The sequence below is a fragment of the Streptomyces sp. NPDC048523 genome, from assembly GCF_043199815.1.
Classification (GTDB): domain Bacteria; phylum Actinomycetota; class Actinomycetes; order Streptomycetales; family Streptomycetaceae; genus Streptomyces.
In genome coordinates this window covers 977,587-997,588 of the sequence record NZ_JBICWQ010000001.1, presented here as the reverse complement: position 1 = coordinate 997,588, position 20,002 = coordinate 977,587, and the positions used below count along the sequence as shown (strand labels likewise).

The 20,002-nt window shown below is 71.7% G+C and carries 19 protein-coding genes; 9 read left to right on the top strand and 10 right to left on the bottom strand.

The window, feature by feature from the left end; genetic code table 11:
• Positions 1 to 14: 14 nt before the first annotated feature.
• From ACGFWE_RS04545 to iolC, 3 genes are all read right to left on the bottom strand, one after another.
• Entirely contained in the window at positions 15 to 800 is a 786-nt protein-coding gene (locus ACGFWE_RS04545) for a GntR family transcriptional regulator (RefSeq protein WP_352380548.1), read from the bottom strand.
• Positions 801 to 835: 35 nt separating this feature from the next.
• On the bottom strand, positions 836 to 2,713 hold the full coding sequence (gene iolD / locus ACGFWE_RS04540) for a 3D-(3,5/4)-trihydroxycyclohexane-1,2-dione acylhydrolase (decyclizing) (RefSeq protein ID WP_393597809.1): 1,878 nt from the start codon (positions 2,711 to 2,713) through the stop codon (positions 836 to 838).
• Positions 2,714 to 2,828: 115 nt separating this feature from the next.
• Positions 2,829 to 3,806, bottom strand: a complete 978-nt coding sequence (iolC, locus tag ACGFWE_RS04535; protein WP_352380545.1) for a 5-dehydro-2-deoxygluconokinase — start codon at positions 3,804 to 3,806, stop codon at positions 2,829 to 2,831.
• A 257-nt stretch (positions 3,807 to 4,063) separates the two neighbouring features.
• Between iolC and ACGFWE_RS04530 the strand changes: the two genes are divergently transcribed.
• From ACGFWE_RS04530 to ACGFWE_RS04505, 6 genes are all read left to right on the top strand, one after another.
• Entirely contained in the window at positions 4,064 to 5,083 is a 1,020-nt protein-coding gene (locus tag ACGFWE_RS04530) for a sugar ABC transporter substrate-binding protein (protein ID WP_352380543.1), read from the top strand.
• Positions 5,083 to 6,162 (top strand): ABC transporter permease, encoded by a 1,080-nt coding sequence (locus ACGFWE_RS04525; RefSeq protein WP_393597807.1) that lies wholly within the window; start codon positions 5,083 to 5,085, stop codon positions 6,160 to 6,162. The genes ACGFWE_RS04530 and ACGFWE_RS04525 overlap by 1 nt, the downstream gene beginning before the upstream one ends.
• A 7-nt stretch (positions 6,163 to 6,169) precedes the next feature.
• On the top strand, positions 6,170 to 7,087 hold the full coding sequence (locus ACGFWE_RS04520; RefSeq protein WP_393597805.1) for an ATP-binding cassette domain-containing protein: 918 nt from the start codon (positions 6,170 to 6,172) through the stop codon (positions 7,085 to 7,087).
• A 1-nt stretch (position 7,088) separates the two neighbouring features.
• Positions 7,089 to 7,991: a sugar phosphate isomerase/epimerase family protein gene (locus tag ACGFWE_RS04515; protein WP_393597803.1), complete on the top strand. Its 903-nt coding sequence runs from the start codon at positions 7,089 to 7,091 to the stop codon at positions 7,989 to 7,991.
• A gap of 10 nt (positions 7,992 to 8,001) precedes the next feature.
• Positions 8,002 to 9,021: a Gfo/Idh/MocA family protein gene (locus ACGFWE_RS04510; RefSeq protein ID WP_393597801.1), complete on the top strand. Its 1,020-nt coding sequence runs from the start codon at positions 8,002 to 8,004 to the stop codon at positions 9,019 to 9,021.
• A 132-nt stretch (positions 9,022 to 9,153) separates the two neighbouring features.
• Positions 9,154 to 10,050 carry a hypothetical protein gene (locus tag ACGFWE_RS04505; protein ID WP_393597800.1) on the top strand — a complete coding sequence of 299 codons (897 nt, stop codon included), beginning with the start codon at positions 9,154 to 9,156 and terminating at the stop codon, positions 10,048 to 10,050.
• Here ACGFWE_RS04505 and ACGFWE_RS04500 read toward each other — a convergent pair.
• The 5 genes from ACGFWE_RS04500 to ACGFWE_RS04480 form a co-directional block, all read right to left on the bottom strand.
• A complete protein-coding gene (locus tag ACGFWE_RS04500) occupies positions 10,047 to 11,048 on the bottom strand; it encodes a Gfo/Idh/MocA family protein (RefSeq protein WP_393597798.1) in 1,002 nt (333 codons plus the stop codon). The genes ACGFWE_RS04505 and ACGFWE_RS04500 overlap by 4 nt on opposite strands.
• Positions 11,049 to 11,094: 46 nt before the next feature.
• Positions 11,095 to 12,366 carry a protoporphyrinogen/coproporphyrinogen oxidase gene (locus tag ACGFWE_RS04495; protein WP_393597796.1) on the bottom strand — a complete coding sequence of 424 codons (1,272 nt, stop codon included), beginning with the start codon at positions 12,364 to 12,366 and terminating at the stop codon, positions 11,095 to 11,097.
• 151 nt (positions 12,367 to 12,517) lie between these two features.
• A complete protein-coding gene (locus ACGFWE_RS04490) occupies positions 12,518 to 13,522 on the bottom strand; it encodes a Gfo/Idh/MocA family oxidoreductase (protein WP_393597794.1) in 1,005 nt (334 codons plus the stop codon).
• A gap of 58 nt (positions 13,523 to 13,580) precedes the next feature.
• Positions 13,581 to 14,357, bottom strand: coding sequence for an SDR family oxidoreductase (locus ACGFWE_RS04485; protein WP_393597792.1), 777 nt, complete (start codon positions 14,355 to 14,357; stop codon positions 13,581 to 13,583).
• Between the two features lie 37 nt (positions 14,358 to 14,394).
• The gene (locus tag ACGFWE_RS04480) at positions 14,395 to 15,561 is read right to left on the bottom strand and encodes a phytanoyl-CoA dioxygenase family protein (RefSeq protein WP_393597790.1); all 1,167 of its coding nucleotides are present in this window, start codon (positions 15,559 to 15,561) and stop codon (positions 14,395 to 14,397) included.
• Between the two features lie 107 nt (positions 15,562 to 15,668).
• Between ACGFWE_RS04480 and ACGFWE_RS04475 the strand changes: the two genes are divergently transcribed.
• The gene (locus ACGFWE_RS04475; protein ID WP_393598929.1) at positions 15,669 to 16,688 is read left to right on the top strand and encodes a LacI family DNA-binding transcriptional regulator; all 1,020 of its coding nucleotides are present in this window, start codon (positions 15,669 to 15,671) and stop codon (positions 16,686 to 16,688) included.
• An 11-nt stretch (positions 16,689 to 16,699) separates the two neighbouring features.
• Here ACGFWE_RS04475 and ACGFWE_RS04470 read toward each other — a convergent pair whose 3' ends face one another.
• Complete coding sequence (locus ACGFWE_RS04470) at positions 16,700 to 17,848, bottom strand: Gfo/Idh/MocA family protein (RefSeq protein WP_393597789.1); 1,149 nt, start codon at positions 17,846 to 17,848, stop codon at positions 16,700 to 16,702.
• A 116-nt stretch (positions 17,849 to 17,964) separates the two neighbouring features.
• On the opposite strand from ACGFWE_RS04470, the gene ACGFWE_RS04465 reads away from it, so the two are divergent.
• Entirely contained in the window at positions 17,965 to 18,972 is a 1,008-nt protein-coding gene (locus ACGFWE_RS04465; RefSeq protein ID WP_393597787.1) for a LacI family DNA-binding transcriptional regulator, read from the top strand.
• Between the two features lie 17 nt (positions 18,973 to 18,989).
• On the opposite strand, the gene ACGFWE_RS04460 is transcribed toward ACGFWE_RS04465, so the two are convergent.
• Positions 18,990 to 19,334 (bottom strand): cupin domain-containing protein, encoded by a 345-nt coding sequence (locus ACGFWE_RS04460; RefSeq protein WP_352380520.1) that lies wholly within the window; start codon positions 19,332 to 19,334, stop codon positions 18,990 to 18,992.
• 123 nt (positions 19,335 to 19,457) lie between these two features.
• On the opposite strand from ACGFWE_RS04460, the gene ACGFWE_RS04455 reads away from it, so the two are divergent.
• Entirely contained in the window at positions 19,458 to 19,970 is a 513-nt protein-coding gene (locus ACGFWE_RS04455) for a hypothetical protein (RefSeq protein WP_352382478.1), read from the top strand.
• The last annotated feature ends 32 nt before the right edge of the window (positions 19,971 to 20,002 follow it).

The window sequence follows — 20,002 nt, the reverse complement described above, 5'->3', positions numbered from 1 at the left end:
GCCGGCCCCATGTGTCAGGGCCTGACCAGCAGCTGGAAGTCGAACGTGTACCGCGACGCCCGGTAGATGTGGCTGCCGTACTCGACCGGGCGGCCGGTGTCGTCGTAGGCAGTGCGCTGCATGGTCAGGACCGCCGCGCCCTCCTCCTCGTCGAGGCGGGCGGCCTCCTCGGCGGTGGCCGAGCGGGCGCCGATGGTCTGGCGGGCGCTGTGGAGGGTGACGCCGGCGGTGCGCAGCATGCGGTAGAGGCCGGTGGACTCCAGGCGGGCGTCGTCGAGGTCGAGGAGGTCGGTGGGCAGGTGGTTGCAGAGCAGGGCCACCGGTTGGCCGTGGGTCAGGCGCAGGCGCTCCAGTACCGTGACCGCGCTGCCCTCCGGGAGGGACAGGGCGGCCGCCACGTCGGCGGACGCCGGCACGGTCTCGTGGCGCACGACGCGCGTCGCCGGACCCTGCCCGGCCGCCTCGAGGTCGTCGTAGAGGCTGCTGAGTTCCAGGGGGCGCTTGACCTGGCTGTGCACCACCTGGGTGCCCACCCCGCGCCGGCGGACCAGCAGGCCCTTCTCCACCAGGGTCTGGATGGCCTGGCGGACGGTCGGGCGGGACAGACCGAGGCGGATCGAGAGGTCGATCTCGTTGCCCAGGAGGTTTCCCGGAGCGAGCTTCCCGTGCTCGATCGCCTCCTCCAGTTGCCGGGCGAGCTGGTAGTACAGCGGCACCGGACTGCCCCGGTCCAGGGCGAAGTCCAGGCAGTCGAGCGCGGGCGCGGTCGCGGCACGGGACGTGGCGCCGGGTTTCGCCATGGAGATACCTCCCTCAAAGGGTCGGGGGCGGGACGTCACAGGTGGGTGCGGCGAGCGGCCGCCTGACGGTCGTACTCCGTCCGCGCCCGCACGGCGGCCTCGCGCGACGCCGTCTGTGCCACCGGCACGTCCCACCAGGCCTCCGCCGGGGGAGCGGTCGGGGTCGCGGTGTCCGTCTCGACGTAGACGCAGGTCGGGCGGTCCGAGGCGCGGGCCGTGGCCAGGGCCTCCCGCAGCTCCCGGACGGTCTTGGCGCGCAGGACGTCCATGCCGAGGCTCGCCGCGTTCGCGGCCAGGTCGACCGGGAGCGGGGCCCCCGTGTACGAACCGTCGGCAGGATCACGGTGGCGGTACGCCGTGCCGAAGCGCTCGCCGCCCACCGACTCCGACAGGCCGCCGATGGAGGCGTAGCCGTGGTTCTGGATGAGGACCAGGTTGATCGGCAGGCCCTCCTGGACCGCGGTGACCAGCTCCGTCGGCATCATCAGGTACGTGCCGTCGCCGACCAGCGCCCACACCGGGGTGTCCGGGGTCGCCTGCTGGACCCCGATCGCCGCCGGGATCTCGTAGCCCATGCAGGAGTAGCCGTACTCCAGGTGGTACTGGCGCGGGCTCCGGGCGCGCCACAGCTTGTGCAGGTCGCCGGGGAGCGAGCCCGCCGCGTTGATCACCACGTCCTCGTCGCCGACGACCGCGTCCAGCGCGCCCAGCAGCTGGGTCTGGGTCGGCACCGCGCTCTCGTCCGCCGCCTCGAAGGCCCGGGTCACGACCTGCTCCCAGCGCTCCTTGCCCGTGCCGTACTCGGCCTCGTAGGCCGCGTGCACGCGGTGGCCCTCCAGCGCCGACGTGAGCGCGTCCAGGCCCGCTCGCGCATCGCACACGACCGTCCGCGCGGCCAGCTTGTGGGCGTCGAAGGCGGTGATGTTGAGGTTGAGGAAGCGGACGTCCGGGTTCTGGAAGAGGGTGCCGGAGGCGGTGGTGAAGTCGGAGTAGCGCGTGCCCACGCCGATGACCAGGTCGGCGGTGCGCGCGAGGTCGTCGGCGACCGCCGTGCCGGTGTGGCCGATGCCGCCCACGTCGGCGGAATGGTCGTGGCGCAGGGACCCCTTGCCCGCCTGGGTCGAGGCGACCGGGATGCCGGTGGCGTCCACCAGGGCCTTCAGTGCCTCCTCGGCCTCACTGTGGTGGACTCCGCCGCCCGCCACGATCAGGGGGCGGCCGGCGGACCGGATCGCCCTGACCGCCTCCGCCAGCTCCACCGGGTCCGGCGCGGGCCGCCGTACCCGCCACACCCGTTCGGCGAAGAACTCCTCCGGCCAGTCGTACGCCTCCGCCTGCACGTCCTGGGGGAGGGCGAGGGTGACCGCGCCGGTCTCGGCCGGGTCGGCCAGCACCCGCATGGCCTGCAGGGCGGAGGGGATCAGGGCCTCGGGGCGGTGGACGCGGTCGAAGTAGCGGGACACCGGGCGCAGGGTGTCGTTCACCGACACGTCCGCCTCCGTGGGGTGCTCCAGCTGCTGGAGGAGCGGGTCGGCGGCGCGGGTGGCGAAGTAGTCGCCGGGCAGGAGCAGGACCGGGAGGCGGTTGATCGTCGCCAGGGCAGCGCCGGTGACCAGGTTCGTGGCGCCCGGACCGATCGACGTGGTGACCGCCTGGGCCGACAGGCGGTTGAGCTGGCGGGCGTGGCCGACGGCCGCGTGGGCCATCGCCTGCTCGTTGCGGCCCTGGTGGAAGGGCATCGCGTCCTCGCCCGCCTCCAGGAGGGCCTGCCCGATGCCCGCCACGTTGCCGTGGCCGAAGATGCCCCAGGTCCCGGCGATCAGCCGGTGCCGTACGCCGTCCCGCTCCGTGTACTGGACGGACAGGAACCGGACCAGGGCTTGGGCGACGGTCAGACGGGTGGTGGTGCTCATCAGGACTTCTCCGGTGCGGTGTAGAGGGGGAAGGAGGACCGGTTGCCGCCGGGTGCCGGGATCGTCGTACGGCAGCCCCGTGGCCCGTACGCGGAGCCGCTGACGGGGGGGCCGGTCACGACGGGACGCCGTTCAGGAGACCGTCGACCTCCGCCTGCGTCGGCATCGCGGAGGAGCAGGCGAGGCGGGCGGCGACATGGGCGCCGGCCGCGCCCGCGTACCGGACGGTCCTCTCCAGTTCCCAGCCGGACAGCAGGCCGTGGCAGAGCGAGCCGCCGAAGGCGTCACCGGCGCCGAGACCGTTGACCACCTCGACCGGGATCGGCGGGACCTCGGCCGTGGTGCCGTCCCGGTGCACGGCGAGGACACCCTTCGGGCCCTGCTTCACCACGGCGAGCTCCACGCCCGCCGCCAGCAGGGCCTCGGCGCACGCCCGGGGTTCGCGGACCCCGGTAACGATCTCGCACGCGTCGAGGTTGCCGATCGCGACCGTCGCGTGCCGCAGGGCCTCGGCGTAGTAGGGGCGGGCCTCGTCGGGGTCCGCCCAGGCCGTGCCGCTCCACAGCTCGGGCCGCCAGTCGAGGTCGAAGACCGTGGTGCCCGCCCGGTCGCGGCACTTCAGCGCGGCGAGCGTGGCCGAGCGGCTCGGTTCCTCGCTCAGTCCGGTGCCGGTGATCCAGAAGATCCGGGCCGCGCGGATGGCGAAGTAGTCGAGCTCGTCGGTGTGTATCCGCAGGTCAGGCGCCGTGCGTTGGCGGTAGGAGTACAGCGGGAAGTCGTCCGGCGGGAAGAGCTCGCAGAAGGTGACCGGGGTCGGACAGGCCTCCACCGGCGTCACCCAGCGGTTGTCGACGCCGAGATCCGTGAGGGTCCGGTGGAGATACGTACCGAAGGGGTCGGCTCCGGTGCGGGTGATGACCGCGGCGGAGCGGCCGAGCCGGGCGGCGGCGACCGCCACGTTGGCGGCCGACCCCCCGAGGAACTTCCCGAAGGACCGGACCTGCGCCAGCGGCACCCCGGACTGCTGCGGGTAGAGATCAACTCCGATCCGGCCCATACTGATCACGTCGAACTGCTGGACTGGCTCGACCATGCGCGACGCTCCTCGATCCGGACTGGGGATGCGAGGCCCTCCGGGCCCGTTGCATCCCAGGTGTAGGGCTCGAAGGGCGACGCTGTCAATAGTTTGTACTTACATTCGGACCTGATCGTGAAATGATGTCTTAACAAAGTATTGACAGCGGCCGCGCCAGGGGAGTTGGATCCCGTCCCAACGCAAGTTGGCGCGTTTTCGTAGATCCCGCCCCCTTTCCCGACGTTCCCCCGTCGCACAGTGAGGTGCAAGGAAAGATGGACCGCTCTTCTCTCTCCCGTTCGCGGAGATTCGCTCCCGCCGTGGCCCTGGCTGCGGCCGCGGCCCTGACGCTCGCCGGCTGCTCCAGCAGCTCGGGCGGCAAGAAGTCCGAGGAGAGCGCGGACGGCGCCTCCGCGGGCAAGGCCACCACCCCTCGGATGACCATCGCGCTGGTGACCCACCAGTCGCCCGGCGACACCTTCTGGGACATCGTCCGCAAGGGCGCCCAGGCCGCCGCCGCCAAGGACAACGTCAAGCTGGTCTACTCCGCCGACCCGAGCGCGGGCGGCCAGGCCAACCTCGTCCAGAACGCCATCGACCAGAAGGTCGACGGCATCGCCATCACCCTCGCCAAGCCCGACGCCCTCAAGGACGTCGTGGCCAAGGCGAAGAAGGCCGGCATACCCGTCGTCGGCCTCAACTCCGGTGTCAGCGACTGGCAGAAGCTCGGCCTCATGGAGTTCTTCGGCCAGGACGAGACCGTGGCCGGTGAGGCGCTCGGCAAGCGGCTGAACGAGGAGGGCGCCAAGAGCGCCGTCTGTGTCATCCAGGAGCAGGGCAACATCGGCCTCACCCAGCGCTGTGACGGAGTCAAGAAGACCTTCTCCGGCAAGTTCCAGACGCTGAACGTCAACGGCGCCGACATGCCGTCCGTGAAGTCGACGATCACCGCCAAGCTCAGCCAGGACAAGTCCATCGACTACGTCGTCGCCCTCGGCGCCCCCATCGCGCTGACCGCGTCGCAGGCGGGCTCCGACGCCGGCAGCAAGGCCAAGGTCGCCACCTTCGACCTCAACAAGGACCTGACGACCGCCATCAGCAAGGGCACCATCGCCTTCGCCGTCGACCAGCAGCCCTACCTCCAGGGCTACCTGGCGATCGACTCGCTGTGGCTCTACAAGAGCAACGGCAACTACATGGGCGGCGGCGAGCAGCCGGTGCTGACCGGTCCGGCCTTCGTGGACAAGTCGAACGTCGAGGCCGTGGCCAAGTTCGCCGCGAAGGGCACCAGGTGATGGGTATGACCCAGCACGCCGAGCCGGCGGTGACCACACCGCCGGCCTCCGGCCCCAGCAAGGTCAAGGACGGCCGGACCACGGAACGACCACTCGCCCTGCGGCTCCTGGCGCGCCCCGAGGTGGGCGTGTTCCTGGGCGCGGTGGCGGTGTGGGTGTTCTTCCTGATCGCTGCCCCGCCGGTGCGCGACGGCAGCTCGATGGCGAACATCCTCTACCAGTCGTCGACGATCGGGATCATGGCGTTGCCGGTCGCGCTGCTGATGATCGGCGGGGAGTTCGACCTCTCCTCCGGTGTCGCGGTGATCACCTCGGCGCTGACCGCGTCGATGTTCGCCTTCCAGCTCACCCTGAACGTGTGGGTGGGCATCGTCGTGGCGCTGCTGGTGGCGCTGGCGATCGGGTTCCTCAACGGCTGGCTGGTCGTCAGGACCGGGCTGCCCAGCTTCCTGATCACCCTGGGCACGTTCCTGATCCTGCAGGGCGTGAACCTGGCGGTGACCAAGCTGGTCACCGGCAACGTGGCCACCGACGACATCTCCGACATGGACGGCTTCGACCAGGCCAAGAAGGTCTTCGCATCGTCCTTCGACGTCGGCGGCGTCCAGATCAAGATCACTGTCGTGTACTGGCTGATCTTCGCCGCGCTGGCCACGTGGGTGCTGCTGCGCACCAAGTACGGCAACTGGATCTTCGCGGTGGGCGGCAACAAGGACTCCGCCCGGGCCGTGGGTGTCCCCGTGACCTTCACCAAGATCAGCCTGTTCATGCTGGTCGGCTTCGCCGCCTGGTTCGTCGGCATGCACAACCTGTTCTCCTTCAACACCGTGCAGTCCGGCGAGGGCGTCGGCCAGGAGCTCATCTACATCTCGGCCGCGGTGATCGGCGGCTGTCTGCTGACCGGCGGCGCGGGCAGCGCGATCGGACCGGTGTTCGGGGCGTTCATGTTCGGCATGGTCCAGCAGGGCATCGTCTACGCCAACTGGAACCCGGACTGGTTCAAGGCCTTCCTCGGCGTGATGCTGCTGGGCGCCGTCATGATCAATCTGTGGGTCAGCCGCACCGCGACCCGGAGGTAACCGCACTATGACCACTGAAGAGACCGGCCCGCACGGCGCGATCCTCGCCGACACCCCCGAGACCGCCCCCGGCGGCGACGGCGGGGCGATCGTCGAGCTGCGCGGCGCGGGCAAGTCCTACGGCAACATCCGCGCCCTGCACGGGGTGAACCTGACGGTCCATCCCGGCCAGGTCACCTGCGTGCTCGGCGACAACGGGGCCGGCAAGTCGACCCTGATCAAAATCATCTCCGGGCTGCACCAGCACACCGAGGGCGACTTCCTCGTCGACAACACCCCGGTGCGCTTCACCACCCCGCGCGAGGCCCTCGACAAGGGCATCGCGACCGTCTACCAGGACCTGGCCGTGGTCCCGCTGATGCCGGTGTGGCGCAACTTCTTCCTCGGCTCCGAGATGACCAAGGGCCCCTGGCCGATCCGGCGTCTCGACATCGAGAAGATGAAGCAGACCGCCGACCACGAGCTGCGCGAGATGGGCATCGTCCTGGACGACCTCGAACAGCCCATCGGCACCCTCTCCGGCGGCCAGCGCCAGTGCGTGGCCATCGCCCGCGCCGTCTACTTCGGCGCCCGCGTCCTGATCCTGGACGAGCCCACCGCCGCCCTGGGCGTCAAGCAGTCCGGCGTCGTCCTCAAGTACGTGGCCGCCGCCCGCGACCGCGGTCTCGGGGTCATCTTCATCACCCACAACCCGCACCACGCCTACATGGTCGGCGACCACTTCAGCGTGCTGCGCCTGGGCACCATGGAACTGTCCGCCGCACGCGACCGGATCACCCTCGAAGAACTCACCAACCACATGGCCGGCGGCGCCGAACTCGCCGCGCTCAAGCACGAGTTGTCCCAGGTCCGCGGCGTCGACACCGAAGCCCTCCCCGAGGAGGACGACCTCACCGCGGCCACCGCCGGCGAGGGGAAGGCCTGAGATGGCGGCCCCGCTCGACCGTATCCGCGTCGGTTCTGCCCCGGACTCCTGGGGCGTCTGGTTCCCCGACGACCCGGTCCAGGTGCCGTGGGAACGCTTCCTGGACGAGGTCGCCGAGGCGGGCTACTCCTGGATCGAGCTGGGGCCGTACGGCTATCTCCCCACCGACCCGGCCCGCCTCACCGACGAGATCGCCCGGCGCGACCTCAAGGTCTCGGCGGGCACGGTCTTCACCGGTCTGCACCGCGGCCCCTCGGTGTGGGAGCCGACCTGGGAGCACGTCAGCCAGGTCGCCGCGCTCACCCAGGCCATGGGCGCCCGGCACCTCGTCGTCATCCCGTCCTTCTGGCGCGACGACAGGACCGCCGAGCTCCTGGAGCCGCCCGAGCTGACCCACGAGCAGTGGGCGCACCTCACCAAGGGCATGGAACGGCTGGGCCACGAGGTGAAGGAGGTGTACGGGCTCGACCTCGTCGTCCACCCGCACGCCGACACCCACCTCGACACCGAGGACCACGTCGAGCACTTCCTGGACTCGACGGACTCCGAGCTCGTCAACCTCTGCCTGGACACGGGGCACTACGCCTACTGCGGCGGGGACAGCGTCAAGCTCATCGAAACGTACGGCGAGCGCATCGGCTATCTGCACCTCAAGCAGGTCGACCCGGAGATCCTCGCGGACGTCGTCAGGGACGGGGTGCCGTTCGGCCCGGCCGTCCAGCGCGGGGTGATGTGCGAACCGCCGTCCGGCGTACCCGAGTTGGAGCCGGTCCTGGTGGCCGCGCAGAAGCTCGGTGTGGAACTGTTCGCCATCGTCGAGCAGGACATGTACCCGTGCGAGCCGGACAAGCCGCTGCCGATCGCGGTGCGCACCCGTGAGTTCCTGAGGTCCTGCGGCGCCTGAAGGGATGACCATGACCGAGCGAGCCACGCTGGGCGTCGCCGTCATCGGCACCGGCAAGATGGGCGCCGACCACGTCCGCCGTCTCCACGAGGTCGTCAGCGGTGCCCGGGTGAGCGCCGTGGTGGACCTCGACACGGACCGCGCCAAGCAGATCGCCGCCCGCGTCGAGGGCTGCACCGCCTACACCGACCCGGCCTCCGCGATGGCGGCGGCCGACGTGGACGCCGTCCTGATCGCCTCACCCGGCCCCGCCCACGAGGCGGCCCTCCTCCATGCCTTCGAGCACGACCTGCCGGTGCTCTGCGAGAAACCGCTCACCCCCGACGCGGCCTCCGCGCTGCGCGTCATGGAGGCCGAGCAGCGACTGGGGCGGCGGCGGGCCCAGGTGGGCTTCATGCGGCGCTACGACGCCGAGTACATGAAGCTCAAGTCCCTTTTGGGAACCGGCCAGTTGGGGCGGCCACTCATGCTGCACAACCGGCACCGCAACACCGCGAGCCCGCCCTTCTTCACCAGCTCCATGCTGATCAGCGACTCCGTGGCCCACGAGGCCGACGTGACCCGCTGGCTGCTCGGACACGAGATCACGGCGGTCACCGTGCTGCGCCCGACCCCTTCGGCGAACGCCCCCGGCGACCTCCAGGACCCCCAGTTCGTCATGTTCGAGACCGACGGCGGCGCCCTCTCCGACGTGGAGATCTTCGTCAACTGCGGCTTCGGCTACCAGGTCCAGGCCGAGGCGGTCTGCGAACGCGGCACCGCCCGCATCGGGGACGGCCACGCCATGGTCACCAACATGGCGGGGCGCTGGGGCGGCACCATCGCCCAGGACTTCGTCGAACGCTTCGCCGACGCCTACGACCGTGAGGTCCAGGCCTGGGTCGACGCCACCCGCCGCGGCGAGGTCACGGGCCCCGGCGTGTGGGACGGCTATGCGGCGGCCGCGGTGTGCGAGGCGGGCGTACGGTCGCTGAACGAGGGCGGCCGGGTGCCGGTGGAACTCGTGGAACGGCCCGCGCTGTACGACTGACTGCGTGCTGTGCGGGAGGAGTTCGGCGAAGTTCCCCCGTGCTCGCTACGTACTCGGTGAATCGCGGCATCGGCGTGAGCCCCTGTGCCACCATGGCGCGGCTGTCCTCGGCGGGGCGGCGAGGGGGTGCGCATGGGACTCGTACGGATACTGCTGCCGTTGCCGCGCGCGGCGGCCCGGCTGGCGCCGGAGAAGGGCGGACCATTGCTCGGGGCGGCACTGTCGCACTGCGTCACGCCGTCCTGGGCGGGGCTGCGGTCGCCGTCGGCCGCCCGGCGGCTCGCCTGGGCCGACGAGGCGGTCGCGGTCTACCGCGCGACGGCCGATGAGGACGGTCTCGGGCGCGCCCTCGCGCTGCGCGCCCACGCGTTGCTGCTGTCCGGCCGCCACGAGGATGCGTACGCGGCCGCAGCCGACGTGCCGGACCAGGAGTCGCCGGCGCTGAGTGCCTTCCTGGGGGACGTGCGGGCACAGGCGCTCGCGGGCATCGGCCGGGCCGAGGAGGCCGTGGCGGTGGCCCACGCGAGCGTGGAGGCCTACCGCGCGTTGTCCGCCCCCGACCGCGGGGACCGCGCGCTCGGAAGCCTGCCAGGGGCGCTGCGCACCTACGGGATGCTGCTCGCCGCGGTCGGCCGCAGCGAGGAGTCCGTGGCCGTCTACGAGGAGTGTGCCGCGCTCCTCGCCGCCATGTCACTGCGGGAGTTGGCGCACGTCGAGCTGGTACGGCCGCAGGTGCTTTCCGAACTGGTCGGTGTACTGCGGGCGTTGGGCCGGTACGAGGACGCGCTGGGCGTGGGCCCCGAGGCCCGGGCGGCGCTTCGGGGCGCCCTCGCGTGGGCCGCCCCCGAGATCGTCCTGCCGTTGCGGGTACGGCTCCTGGTCGACCTCGCCCGCTGCCACAGCGCCACCGGCGACCCGGCCGAGGCCGGCGCGTACGCCGTGGAGGCGGTGGCCGAGGCCCGCAAGCCGCACGGCGCGGGCGAGTTGACCTCGGCACTGGACTGCCTGGCCGAGCTGCGCGACAGCTAGGACACGCGCGGCCGCGGCTCGAACCCGGCCGCCCGGTAGGCGGCGTCGATCAAGGTCATCGTCGACAGCGCGTCGTCCGCGTCCAGCGGCAGCGGCGCACCTCCGCGCACCCGGTCCGCGAACGCCTCCAGTTGGTAGGTGTACGACGACCGGGTGCCGAGCCGCTCGGTGCGCTCGCCGTCGGCCGTGCGCACCACGACCCGGTCGTCCGTGTGCGGCAGCACGAAGTTCGGCGCGCGGACGTCACCCTGCGAACCGATGATGCGGCAGCTCATCTCCAGCCGGTCGTACGCCATGTGGCAACGCGCCGACCCGGTCGCACCGCCCGGGAAGGCCAGATCGGCGTCCAGCCACTCGTCGACGCCCGGAGCGCCCGCCCTCTCGCCGCCCCGCGCGGACATCAGGCGCGGGGCGCCGCCCGCCCAGGGGGCCAGCATGCGCAGCGCGTGCAGGCTGTAGCAGCCGAGGTCCATCACCGCCCCGCCGGCCAGCGGCAGCGACCAGCGGGGATCGTCATCCGGCGGCGCCTGGATCGCGACCATGGTCTCGACGTGCCGCAGCTCCCCGATCTCCCCGCTCGCGAGGATCTCGTGGAGGCGCCGGGTGACCGGGTGGAACAGGTAGTGGAAGGCCTCCATGAAGACCGTCCCGGCCTTCGCGGCCGCCTCCCGCACCTCCGCGGCCTCCTCGGCATTGCTCGCCGACGGCTTCTCGCTCAGCACATGCTTGCCGGCGGCGAGCGCCGCGAGGTTCCACGGCCCGTGCAGCCCGTTGGCGAGCGGGTTGTAGACGGCCTCCACCTCGGGGTCGGCGATCAGTTCGGCGTACGACCCCGCCACCCGCTCCACACCGTGCTCGGCCGCGTAGGCCTCGGCGCGGGCCCGGTCGCGCGCGGCCACCGCCACGACCCGGTGGCCGGTCGCCCGGGCCGGGCCGATCAGCGAGGCCCCGCTGATCCGCGCGGCTCCCAGGACTCCGATGCGCAGCGGTTCGCTCATGTCTGCCGTTCCTCCTCGATCGTGGCAGGGCCGTGATCCTGCCGGGTCAGTGTGCCCCGGTGGGCGGGAAGTGGCGGCGCGCGAGGTCCTGGGCGTGGGCCACGGCGCACTCGACGAGCTCGAACGCGGGCAGCCCGCCGACGTAATAGGTGCGGTTGCGGCCCTGCAGCGCGTCGAGCCGGTCCAGCGCGCCGTCCATGAGGTCGGCGCTGCCGAAGTGCGGCATGAACGCCCACTCCCGCTGGAGATGCACCTCGGTGAGGCGCCCGCCGAGCGTCTCGATGTCCTCCCGCAGCAGCGCGGTGACGCCACCGGGGCGGCCGTAGGAGTAGAAGGTCCGCACCTCGCTGCCGGGGTAGCGGTGGTGGTACGACACACAGTGGCCGGCCCTCTCGCGGCTCGCGGTGTGGGCGGCCAGGAAGTAGAAGGCGTCCCCCGGGAGCCCGGACACGGCGGCGAGGGTGGTGTGGTAGGCGTTGCCGCGGATCCGCGCCGCGAGGTCGCGCTCCTCGTCGGTGGCGTCCAGGACCGGCAGGACCCGGTCCGGCGCGACCGCGATCACCACGTCGTCCGCCTCGACCGGCCCCGATTCGGTGCGCAACCGCACCCCGTCCCCGCGGCGCTCCACCGACGTCACGCGCACCCCGCACCGCACGTCCTTCAGCTCTTCCGCGACCCGGCGCCACAGCGTGGCGAACCCGCCCACGAGGGTGAAGTCGCCGCGGTGGCCGAGGAGTTCGCGGCCCGGGTCCAGCAGCCCGGTCATCTCCGCGTACTTCACGAAGTACAGCGCGGGAATGTCGTCGTCGAGATGGCCGTACCCGGCGGCCGTGTACCCGGTACCGAAGGACTCGGCCATGGAGTCGAGGCCGTGCTCGTCGATCCACCGGGCGACGGGCGCGGCGAGGGCTCGCGCTGAGTGGGCGAGCCCGGGTTCGCCGATGCGGGGGAACTCCCTCTCGCGCAGGGCCCGGTAGCGCTGCAGGGAGCCGTCGCGCAGGAACGCCATCGGCTGCCGCAGGACATGTCCCCCGGCGTCCAGGACGCGGTAGCGGCTGGTGCGCTCCGTCTCCACGTCCAGTTCGGTCAGCAACTGCGCGATCCGCTCGTACCTGTTGGTGCAGATGTGACCGCCGAGGTCGAAGGCGTACCCGTCGACGTGCACGCTCTGGCACTTCCCGGCCACCGTGTCCTGCTCCTCCAGCACGGTCACCCGGTGCCCGGCGCGCTCCAGTTCACGGGCGACGGCCAGACCGCTCGGTCCCGCACCTACGACGGCCACGGTTCGGGGGCCTGCGGTCTCGCGTAACTCCTGCATGCTCGTGACTCCTGGGTCGGTCGGACGTGGGAGGCTCTCATGGTCGTACGGAGAGATCACGTGACCGTAAACGGGCGTCGCGGGCGCGGCGTTCACCCCCGCGTGTCCCGGGCACGGGCGCCCGGGACACGGCGGCGGACTCAGGCGGAGCTCAGGCGGAGCGGACCTCGGCGATCGTCACCGGGCGGTGCTCGTGCAGGGACAGCGTGCACGCCTCGGCGATCCAGCCCGCCTCCAGGGCGTCCGCGATGGTGCACGGGGAGGGCCGGGTGCCGGCCACGACCTCGGTGAACGCGGTGAGTTCGGCGCGGTAGGCCGCGGTGAAGCGGTCCATGAAGAAGTCGTGCGGGGTGCCCGCGGGGAAGGTCACACCGGGCTCGACCGAGCGCAGCGGGAGCTTGTCCTCCAGGCCGACGGCGATGGAGTCCGTGAAGCCGTGGATCTCCATGCGGACGTCGTAACCCCGGGCGTTGTGGCGGGAGTTGGAGATCACCGCGATGGTGCCGTCGTCGAGGGTGAGGATCGCGCCGGTGGTGTCGGCGTCGCCCGCCTCCTTGATGTAGTCGGCGCCCCGGTTGCCGCCGACGGCGTACACCTCGACGACCTCGCGGCCGGTGACCCAGCGGATGATGTCGAAGTCGTGCACCGAGCAGTCCCGGAAGATGCCCCCGGAGGCGGCGATGTACGCGGCCGGCGGCGGGGCCGGGTCGAGGGTGGTGGAGCGCACGGTGTGCAGCTTGCCCAGCTCACCGCTCTGCACGGCGGCCCGCGCGTTGACGAAACCGGTGTCGAAGCGGCGGTTGTAGCCGATCTGGATCGGTACGTCGCTGCCCTGGACGGCCCTGAGGACCGCGACGCCGTCGCTCATGTGCTTGGCGACGGGCTTCTCGCAGAAGACGGGGATGCCGGCCTCGACGCCGGCCAGGATCAGCCCGGGGTGGGCGTCCGTCGCCGCCGCGACCACGATGCCGTCCACGCCGGAGGCCAGCAGGGCCTCGGGCGAGTCCACGACCTCACCGCCGAACCGCTCCGCGGCGGACTTGGCGGCCTCCGCGAAGGGGTCGGTGAGCACGAGTGACTCGACCGCGTCGAGTCCGGAGAGGGTCTCGGCGTGGAAGGCGCCGATACGGCCGAGGCCGAGGATTCCGATACGCATGAGGGTGCAGCTCCTTGAGGGTGTTTCTTGCGAGCGGTGTTTCTCGGGGGCGGAACGGTCAGTCGAGGCCGCCCAGGACGTTCTGGTCCCAGTCGATCACCGAACCGGTGACCACGCCCGAGCGGTCGGACAGCAGGAGGACCACGAAGTCGGCGATCTCGTCCGGCTGGCCGAGCTTGCCCATGGGGAGTTTGGCGGCGGCCTCCTCACGCCAGTCGTCACCGGCGCCGTGGAAGGTCTTCTGGGTGGCGTCCTCGCCCTCGGTCGCCGTCCAGCCGATGTTCAGGCCGTTGATCCGCACCCGGTCCCAGCGGTGGGCGTGCGCCGCGTTGCGGGTCAGGCCGATCAGGCCGGCCTTCGCGGCCACGTAGGGCGCGAGGAACGGCTGCCCGCCGTGCGCCGAGGACGTGATGATGTTGACGACCGTGCCGGGTGCCTTGCGGCCGACCATGTCCCCCACCGCCGCCTGCATCGCGAAGAACGGCGCCTTCAGGTTGATCGCGATGTGCTGGTCAAACAGGTCGGGCGTGGTGTCGAGGAGCGTGCCCCGGGAGGTGAGCCCGGCGGAGTTCACCAGGCAGTCGACCCGGCCGTACGCCTCGACGACCCGGGTCACGGACGCCTTGGCCTGCTCGGCGTCGGCGAGGTCGGCGCGGACGAACAGCGCCTTGCCGCCGGCCGCCTCCAGCTCCGCCACCAGCGCCGCTCCGGGCTCCGGGCGCCGGCCGGTGACGGCCACGACCGCGCCCTCGCGGACGGCGGCCCGGGCGATGGCGGCACCGACGCCCTGGCTGCCGCCGTTGACGAGGACGACCTTGTCGTCGAGAAGTCCCATGAATGTGCCAGTACCTTTCAGTTCGTGCGGCGCCGAGTCAGCTCGTGCGCCGCTCGGCGCCCGCCCGCAGTTCGTCCCGGAGCGTCCGCGCGGTCCAGCCCTCGGCGAGGGCCCGTCGTACGAGGTCCGCCTGGGAGGGCGGGGCGAGCCCGTCGACCGGTGGGTCGCTGTCGAGGTTGGTGGGGAAGGGATAGCCCTCGGCGCTCGCGGCGATCACGTTGTCCAGCCACTCGGCGTCGGCGCCGTCCGCCTTGCGGCGCAGCAGGGCCGGGTAGACGGCGTTCGACACGGCCTCCCGGTCCACGGTCTCCATGGCACGCCCGAAGGCCGAGGACACCTGCAGGAGATTGGCCATGCGCCGCACGCCGGTGGTGCGGTTGGTCCCGGCCGCGTGGAACAGCGCCGGGTTGAAGAAGACGGCGTCGCCCTTCGAGAGCGGCAGCTGGACGTGGTGCTCCTTGAAGTACGCCTGGAACTCCGGCCGCCGCCACGCCAGATACCCGGGCTCGAACAGCTGCGAGAACGGCAGGTACAGCGTCGGCCCCGACTCCACGGGCATGTCGCAGTGCGCGACGGCGCCCTGGAGCGTGAGCACGGGCGAGAGCCGGTGCACGTGCGCCGGATAGGCCGCGGCGACCTCGTCGGAGAGGAAGCCGAGGTGGTAGTCGCGGTGCACGGTCTGCGCGAGGCCGCCCGGGTTGACCACGTTGACCTGCGAGGTGACCTGGTAGCCGGGGCCGAGCCAGGCCTCGGACACCAGGGCGACGACGGGGTTGGCGTAGTAGTCGGCGAACGCGGCCGGGTCGTAGAGTGCGGCCTTCTCCAGTGCGTTCCACACCCGCTCGTTGGCGCCGGGCTTGGCGAAGTGGTCGCCCGCGGTGGTGCCCGCCGCGTACTGCTCGCGGATCAGCGAGTCGAAGACCTCGGTGAACCGATCCACGACCGCGTGATCGGGGAACGCCCCCTGGAAGACCACGACCCCGGGGCCGTCGGCCAGGGCTCGCACCAGCTCCTCCTGGACCTCCCTGCGGCCCTTGGCACCGAGGACGCGCTCGGTGTCGTACAGCAGGACGTTCCGCTCCACGGCGGCGGCGTGCGGGTAGTCGGCGGGGTCGGCCGTCCGCTCGACGAGCGCGCGGAACGAGTCGAGGTCGCAGTCCTGCTCGGACAGCCAGGCACGGCGGTGTACGGCGGTGAAGGACATCGGCGTCCTCTCGGTGACAGGGGCGACTCAGCGCTGTCATTCTTGTCATGACAAAGCCGTCGAACAACCAGCAGGCAGCCATCAAAAACCCCTCAAGGAGCACACGCGTGGGCCACCCCTATCCGATCCGGGAGATCGCACGTCAGGCGGGGCTGAGCGAGGCCACCGTCGACCGGGTCCTGAACGGCAGGGGAGGGGTCCGGGAGAACACCGCCCGCGAGGTCCGTCAGGCGATCACCGACCTGGACCGGCAGCGCACCCAGGTCCGGCTGGTCGGCCGCACCTTCATGATCGACATAGTGATGCAGACACCGGAGCGCTTCTCGACGGCCGTGCGTGCCGCCCTGGAGGCCGAGCTGCCCGCGCTGCACCCCGCGGTCCTGCGCTCCCGCTTCCACTTCCGTGAGACCGGGCCGGTGGCGGAACTGACGAAGACCCTCGATCGGATAGTCCGGCGCGGCTCCCAGGGAGTGATCCTCAAGGCTCCCGACGTCCCCGAGGTCACGGCCGCGGTCGGCCGGCTCGCGGAGGCGGGCATCCCCGTGGTCACCCTCGTCACCGACCTGCCGTCCACGGCCCGCCTCGCCTACGTCGGCATCGACAACCGGGCGGCGGGAGCGACCGCCGCCTACCTCATGGGCCAGTGGCTCGGCGACCGCCCCGGCAACGTCCTCACCAGCCTCAGCAGCGGCTTCTTCCGCAACGAGGAGGAGCGCGAGATGGGCTTCCGCAGCGCCATGCGCACCCGGCACCCGGAGCGGGCGGTGGTGGAGATCGCCGAGGGCCAGGGCCTGGACGCCACGCAGTACGACCTCGTCAGGGCCGCGCTGGACCGGGATCCGGAGATCCGCGCGGTCTACTCGATCGGCGGCGGCAACATCGCCACCCTGCGGGCCTTCGAGGACCTGGGCAGGGAGTGCGCGGTGTTCGTGGCCCACGACCTCGACCACGACAACGACCGGCTGCTGCGCGAACACCGCCTGTCGGCGGTCCTCCACCACGACCTGCGGCAGGACATGCGGGAGGCGTGCCACATCGTGATGCGGGCGCACGGGGCGCTGCCGCCCGCGGGGCCGGCGACGCCTTCGGCGATACAGGTGGTGACGCCGTACAACATGCCGTACTGAAGGGGCTCCTCCTACACGTCCACCCACGAACCGCTCTCCGCGGACCGGGACATCGCGTCCAGTACGGCCGCGCTGTGCACGGCGTCCCGCAGAGTCGCCCCGTACGACGTGCCCTCGGCGACCGAACGCAGGAAGCGGTACGCCTCCACGACCTTCAGGTCGTCATAGCCCATGGCGTTGGCCGCGCCCGGCTGGAAAGCGCCGAACTCACCGTCGCCCGGGCCGACATACACCGTGCTGACCGGCTGGTCCTGGTAGCCGGTGCCGCGGCTGATGCCCAGCTCGCCCATACGGCGGAAGTCCCAGAACACCGCGCCCTTGGTCCCGTGCACCTCGAAGCCGTAGTTGTTCTGCTCGCCGACCGAGACCCGGCAGGCCTCCAGGACACCCCGGGCGCCGGAGGCGAACCGCAGCAGGCAGTTGACGTAGTCCTCGTTCTCGACCGGCCCGAGTTCTCCCGTGGCGAGGGTGTGCCCGGCGGTCGCGCCGGTGGGCCGGGCGCGCTCCGGCACGAAGATCGCGGTGTCGGCCGTGAGGGAAGCGATGTCGCCGAGCAGGAAGCGGGCCAGGTCGGCGCCGTGCGAGGCGAGGTCGCCGAGCACTCCGCTGCCTCCGCGTTCACGTTCGAAGCGCCAGGTCAGGGCACCCTGCGGGTGGGCCGCGTAGTCGCTGAGGAGCCGGATGCGGACATGGGTGACCGTGCCGATCTCGCCGGAGGCGATCAGCTCGCGGGCGGCCTCGACAGCGGGCGCGTTGCGGTAGTTGAAGCCGACCGTGCTCCGCACCCCCGCCTTGGCGGCCGCCTCGGCCACCGCCCGGGCGTCCTCGGCGGTGAGGCCCACCGGCTTCTCGATCCAGATGTGCTTGCCGGCCTCGGCCATCGCCACGCCGATCTCGCGGTGCAGGAAGTTCGGCGCGGTGATGCTGACCGCCTGGACCCGAGGGTCGGCGGCGACCTCGCGCCAGTCGCGGGTCGTCGAGGCGAACCCGAACTGCGCGGCGGCCTCCTCGGCCCGCCCCGGCACCTCCTCGGCGACGGTCACGAGCTGCGGACGCAGGGGAAGCCGCGGGTAGTGGTGCGGGACACGGGCGTACGCCTGGGTGTGCACCCGCCCCATCCAGCCGAATCCGACGACGGCGACGCCGAGCGTGTCCACCATGACTGACAGCCCCTCTTTGGACCGGTCCATATTCTGTCCAGGTCACCTTGGGTGCCGTCTTGGCTCGCTGTCAACCCTTTGACAAGCCGCCGGACGGCGTGGAACGGTCCATACCCATGAGACCGCCGACGATCCGTGATGTGGCCGACCGGGCCGGTGTCTCGAAGTCGCTGGTCTCCCTCGTGCTGCGGGGCTCCGACCAGGTACGCCCGGAGAAACGGGAGGCCGTGCTGCGGGCCGTGCGCGAGCTCGGCTACCGCCCGAACGCCGCCGCCCGCAGCCTCAGCGAACAGCGCACCCGCACGGTCGGGGTTCTCCTCAACGACCTGCGCAACCCCTGGTTCGTCGACCTGCTCGACGGCCTCAACTCCCTGCTCCACGACAACGGCCTGCGCATGCTCCTGGCCGACGCCCGTCTCAACCGCCGTACCGGGCAGGACCCTGCGGGCCCCTTCCTCGACCTCGGGGTGGACGGCCTGATCGTCGTCGGCACACTGCCCGAACCGGCCGCGCTCGGGGCGGTGGCCGAACGCCTCCCGGTGGTCGTGGCCGGCGCACGCGAGCCCAGGCTGCCGGGGGTGGACGTGGTCGCCAACGACGACGAGCGCGGCGCCCGCCTGGTCACCGAGCACCTGATCGGCCTCGGCCACCGCCGTGTCGCGCACATCGCGGGGTACGGGGCCGTCGGTGAACTGCGCCGGGGGAGCTTCGAGGCGACGATGCGGGAGCACGGTCTCGAGGACGAGACGCTCGTCGAGCCGAGTGACATGACCGAGGAGGGCGGCTACCGCACGACGGTCCGGCTGCTGAGCCGCCCCGACCGGCCCACGGCCGTGTTCGCCGTCAACGACATCGCCGCGATCGGCGCGCTGTCGGCCGCCGAGGAACTGGGCCTGAGCGTCCCGCGCGACCTGTCCGTCGTCGGCTACGACAACACGAGCATCGCCCGGCTGCGCCACGTCTGGCTCACCACCGTCGACAACGCCAGCCACGAGGTCGGCCGCCGTGCCGCCCGCTGCCTACTGGACCGGTTCGAGGGCCGCGGGGGAGAGGGCCGTACGGATCTCGCCGCGCCGGCGCTGGAGATCCGGGGGACGACGGCGGGCCCGCCGGACGGCAAGTAACGGCGCCCCCGCCCCCGTCACAGGTTGATCGCGTACGCCTTGCGCAGCGTCTCGTGCACGGTCCATGTCGTACGGTCGCCCTCGCGCAGTACGGCCATGTCGCCGGGCCCCACCTTCAGCGTCGGCCCGCCCTCCACCTCGATGGTCGCCGAGCCGCTGACGACGACGAACAGCTCGTCCGCCTCCGTGTCGGTGACGACCCCGGGAGTGATCTGCCAGATGCCCCGGATCTGCCGTCCGTCCTGCGACTCCCAGACCACCTTCCCGGTCACCTCGGGCGTCCCGGAGACGATCTGCTCCCGGGCGAGGGGCTCGGACTCGAGCTCGGCGTCGGGGATGTGCAGTACGAAGCTGTGGTCCATGGAGCGACCCTAGCGAGATCGTTCCCGGCCCGTCCGCCGACAGTGTGTGGAGTGTCGGCGCAGGTGGGCGTACACTCCGTCGCGAACTGGCGGCACCTGGCGGCCCGGGTGATCGTGGAGGACATGGTGGACACCGAGACTGCCGCGTCCCGGCCGCACCAGCACGACACCCGTGAGGCCGTCCTCTTCGGCGGCGTCTACGGCTCGGTCCTCGCCTGCTCCATGGTGGCCGCGCTCACCCAGTACGGGCACACCTCCCAGGCCAGCCGCCGCTACGACGCCGCGTGGCTCCTGGTCACCGCCCTCGCCTCCGCCCTCGCGCACGGCTACGCCCACTACATCGCCGAGCGCGCCCCGCACCGCCGCGGGGACGCCCTGCGCACCCTGGTCGCCGAGTGGCCCCTCATCGCCGCGGTCCTGCCGACGGTCGCTCTCCTGGCCGGGGCGGGCTGGGGCTGGTGGCCCGCGAACGGCGTCGAGTACCTGGCCTTCATCCTCAACATCACCCTCCTCTTCGCCCTGGGCCTGGTCACGGCCCGCTGGTCCCATCGCCCGTGGACGGTCGCGATCGGCATCGGAGTGGTGGACGCGATGCTGGGGGTCGTGGTCGTGGTGGCGAACGCGGTGATCAAGTAAGGGGTGCGGGGTGTGCCCGACCCCGCAGTTTC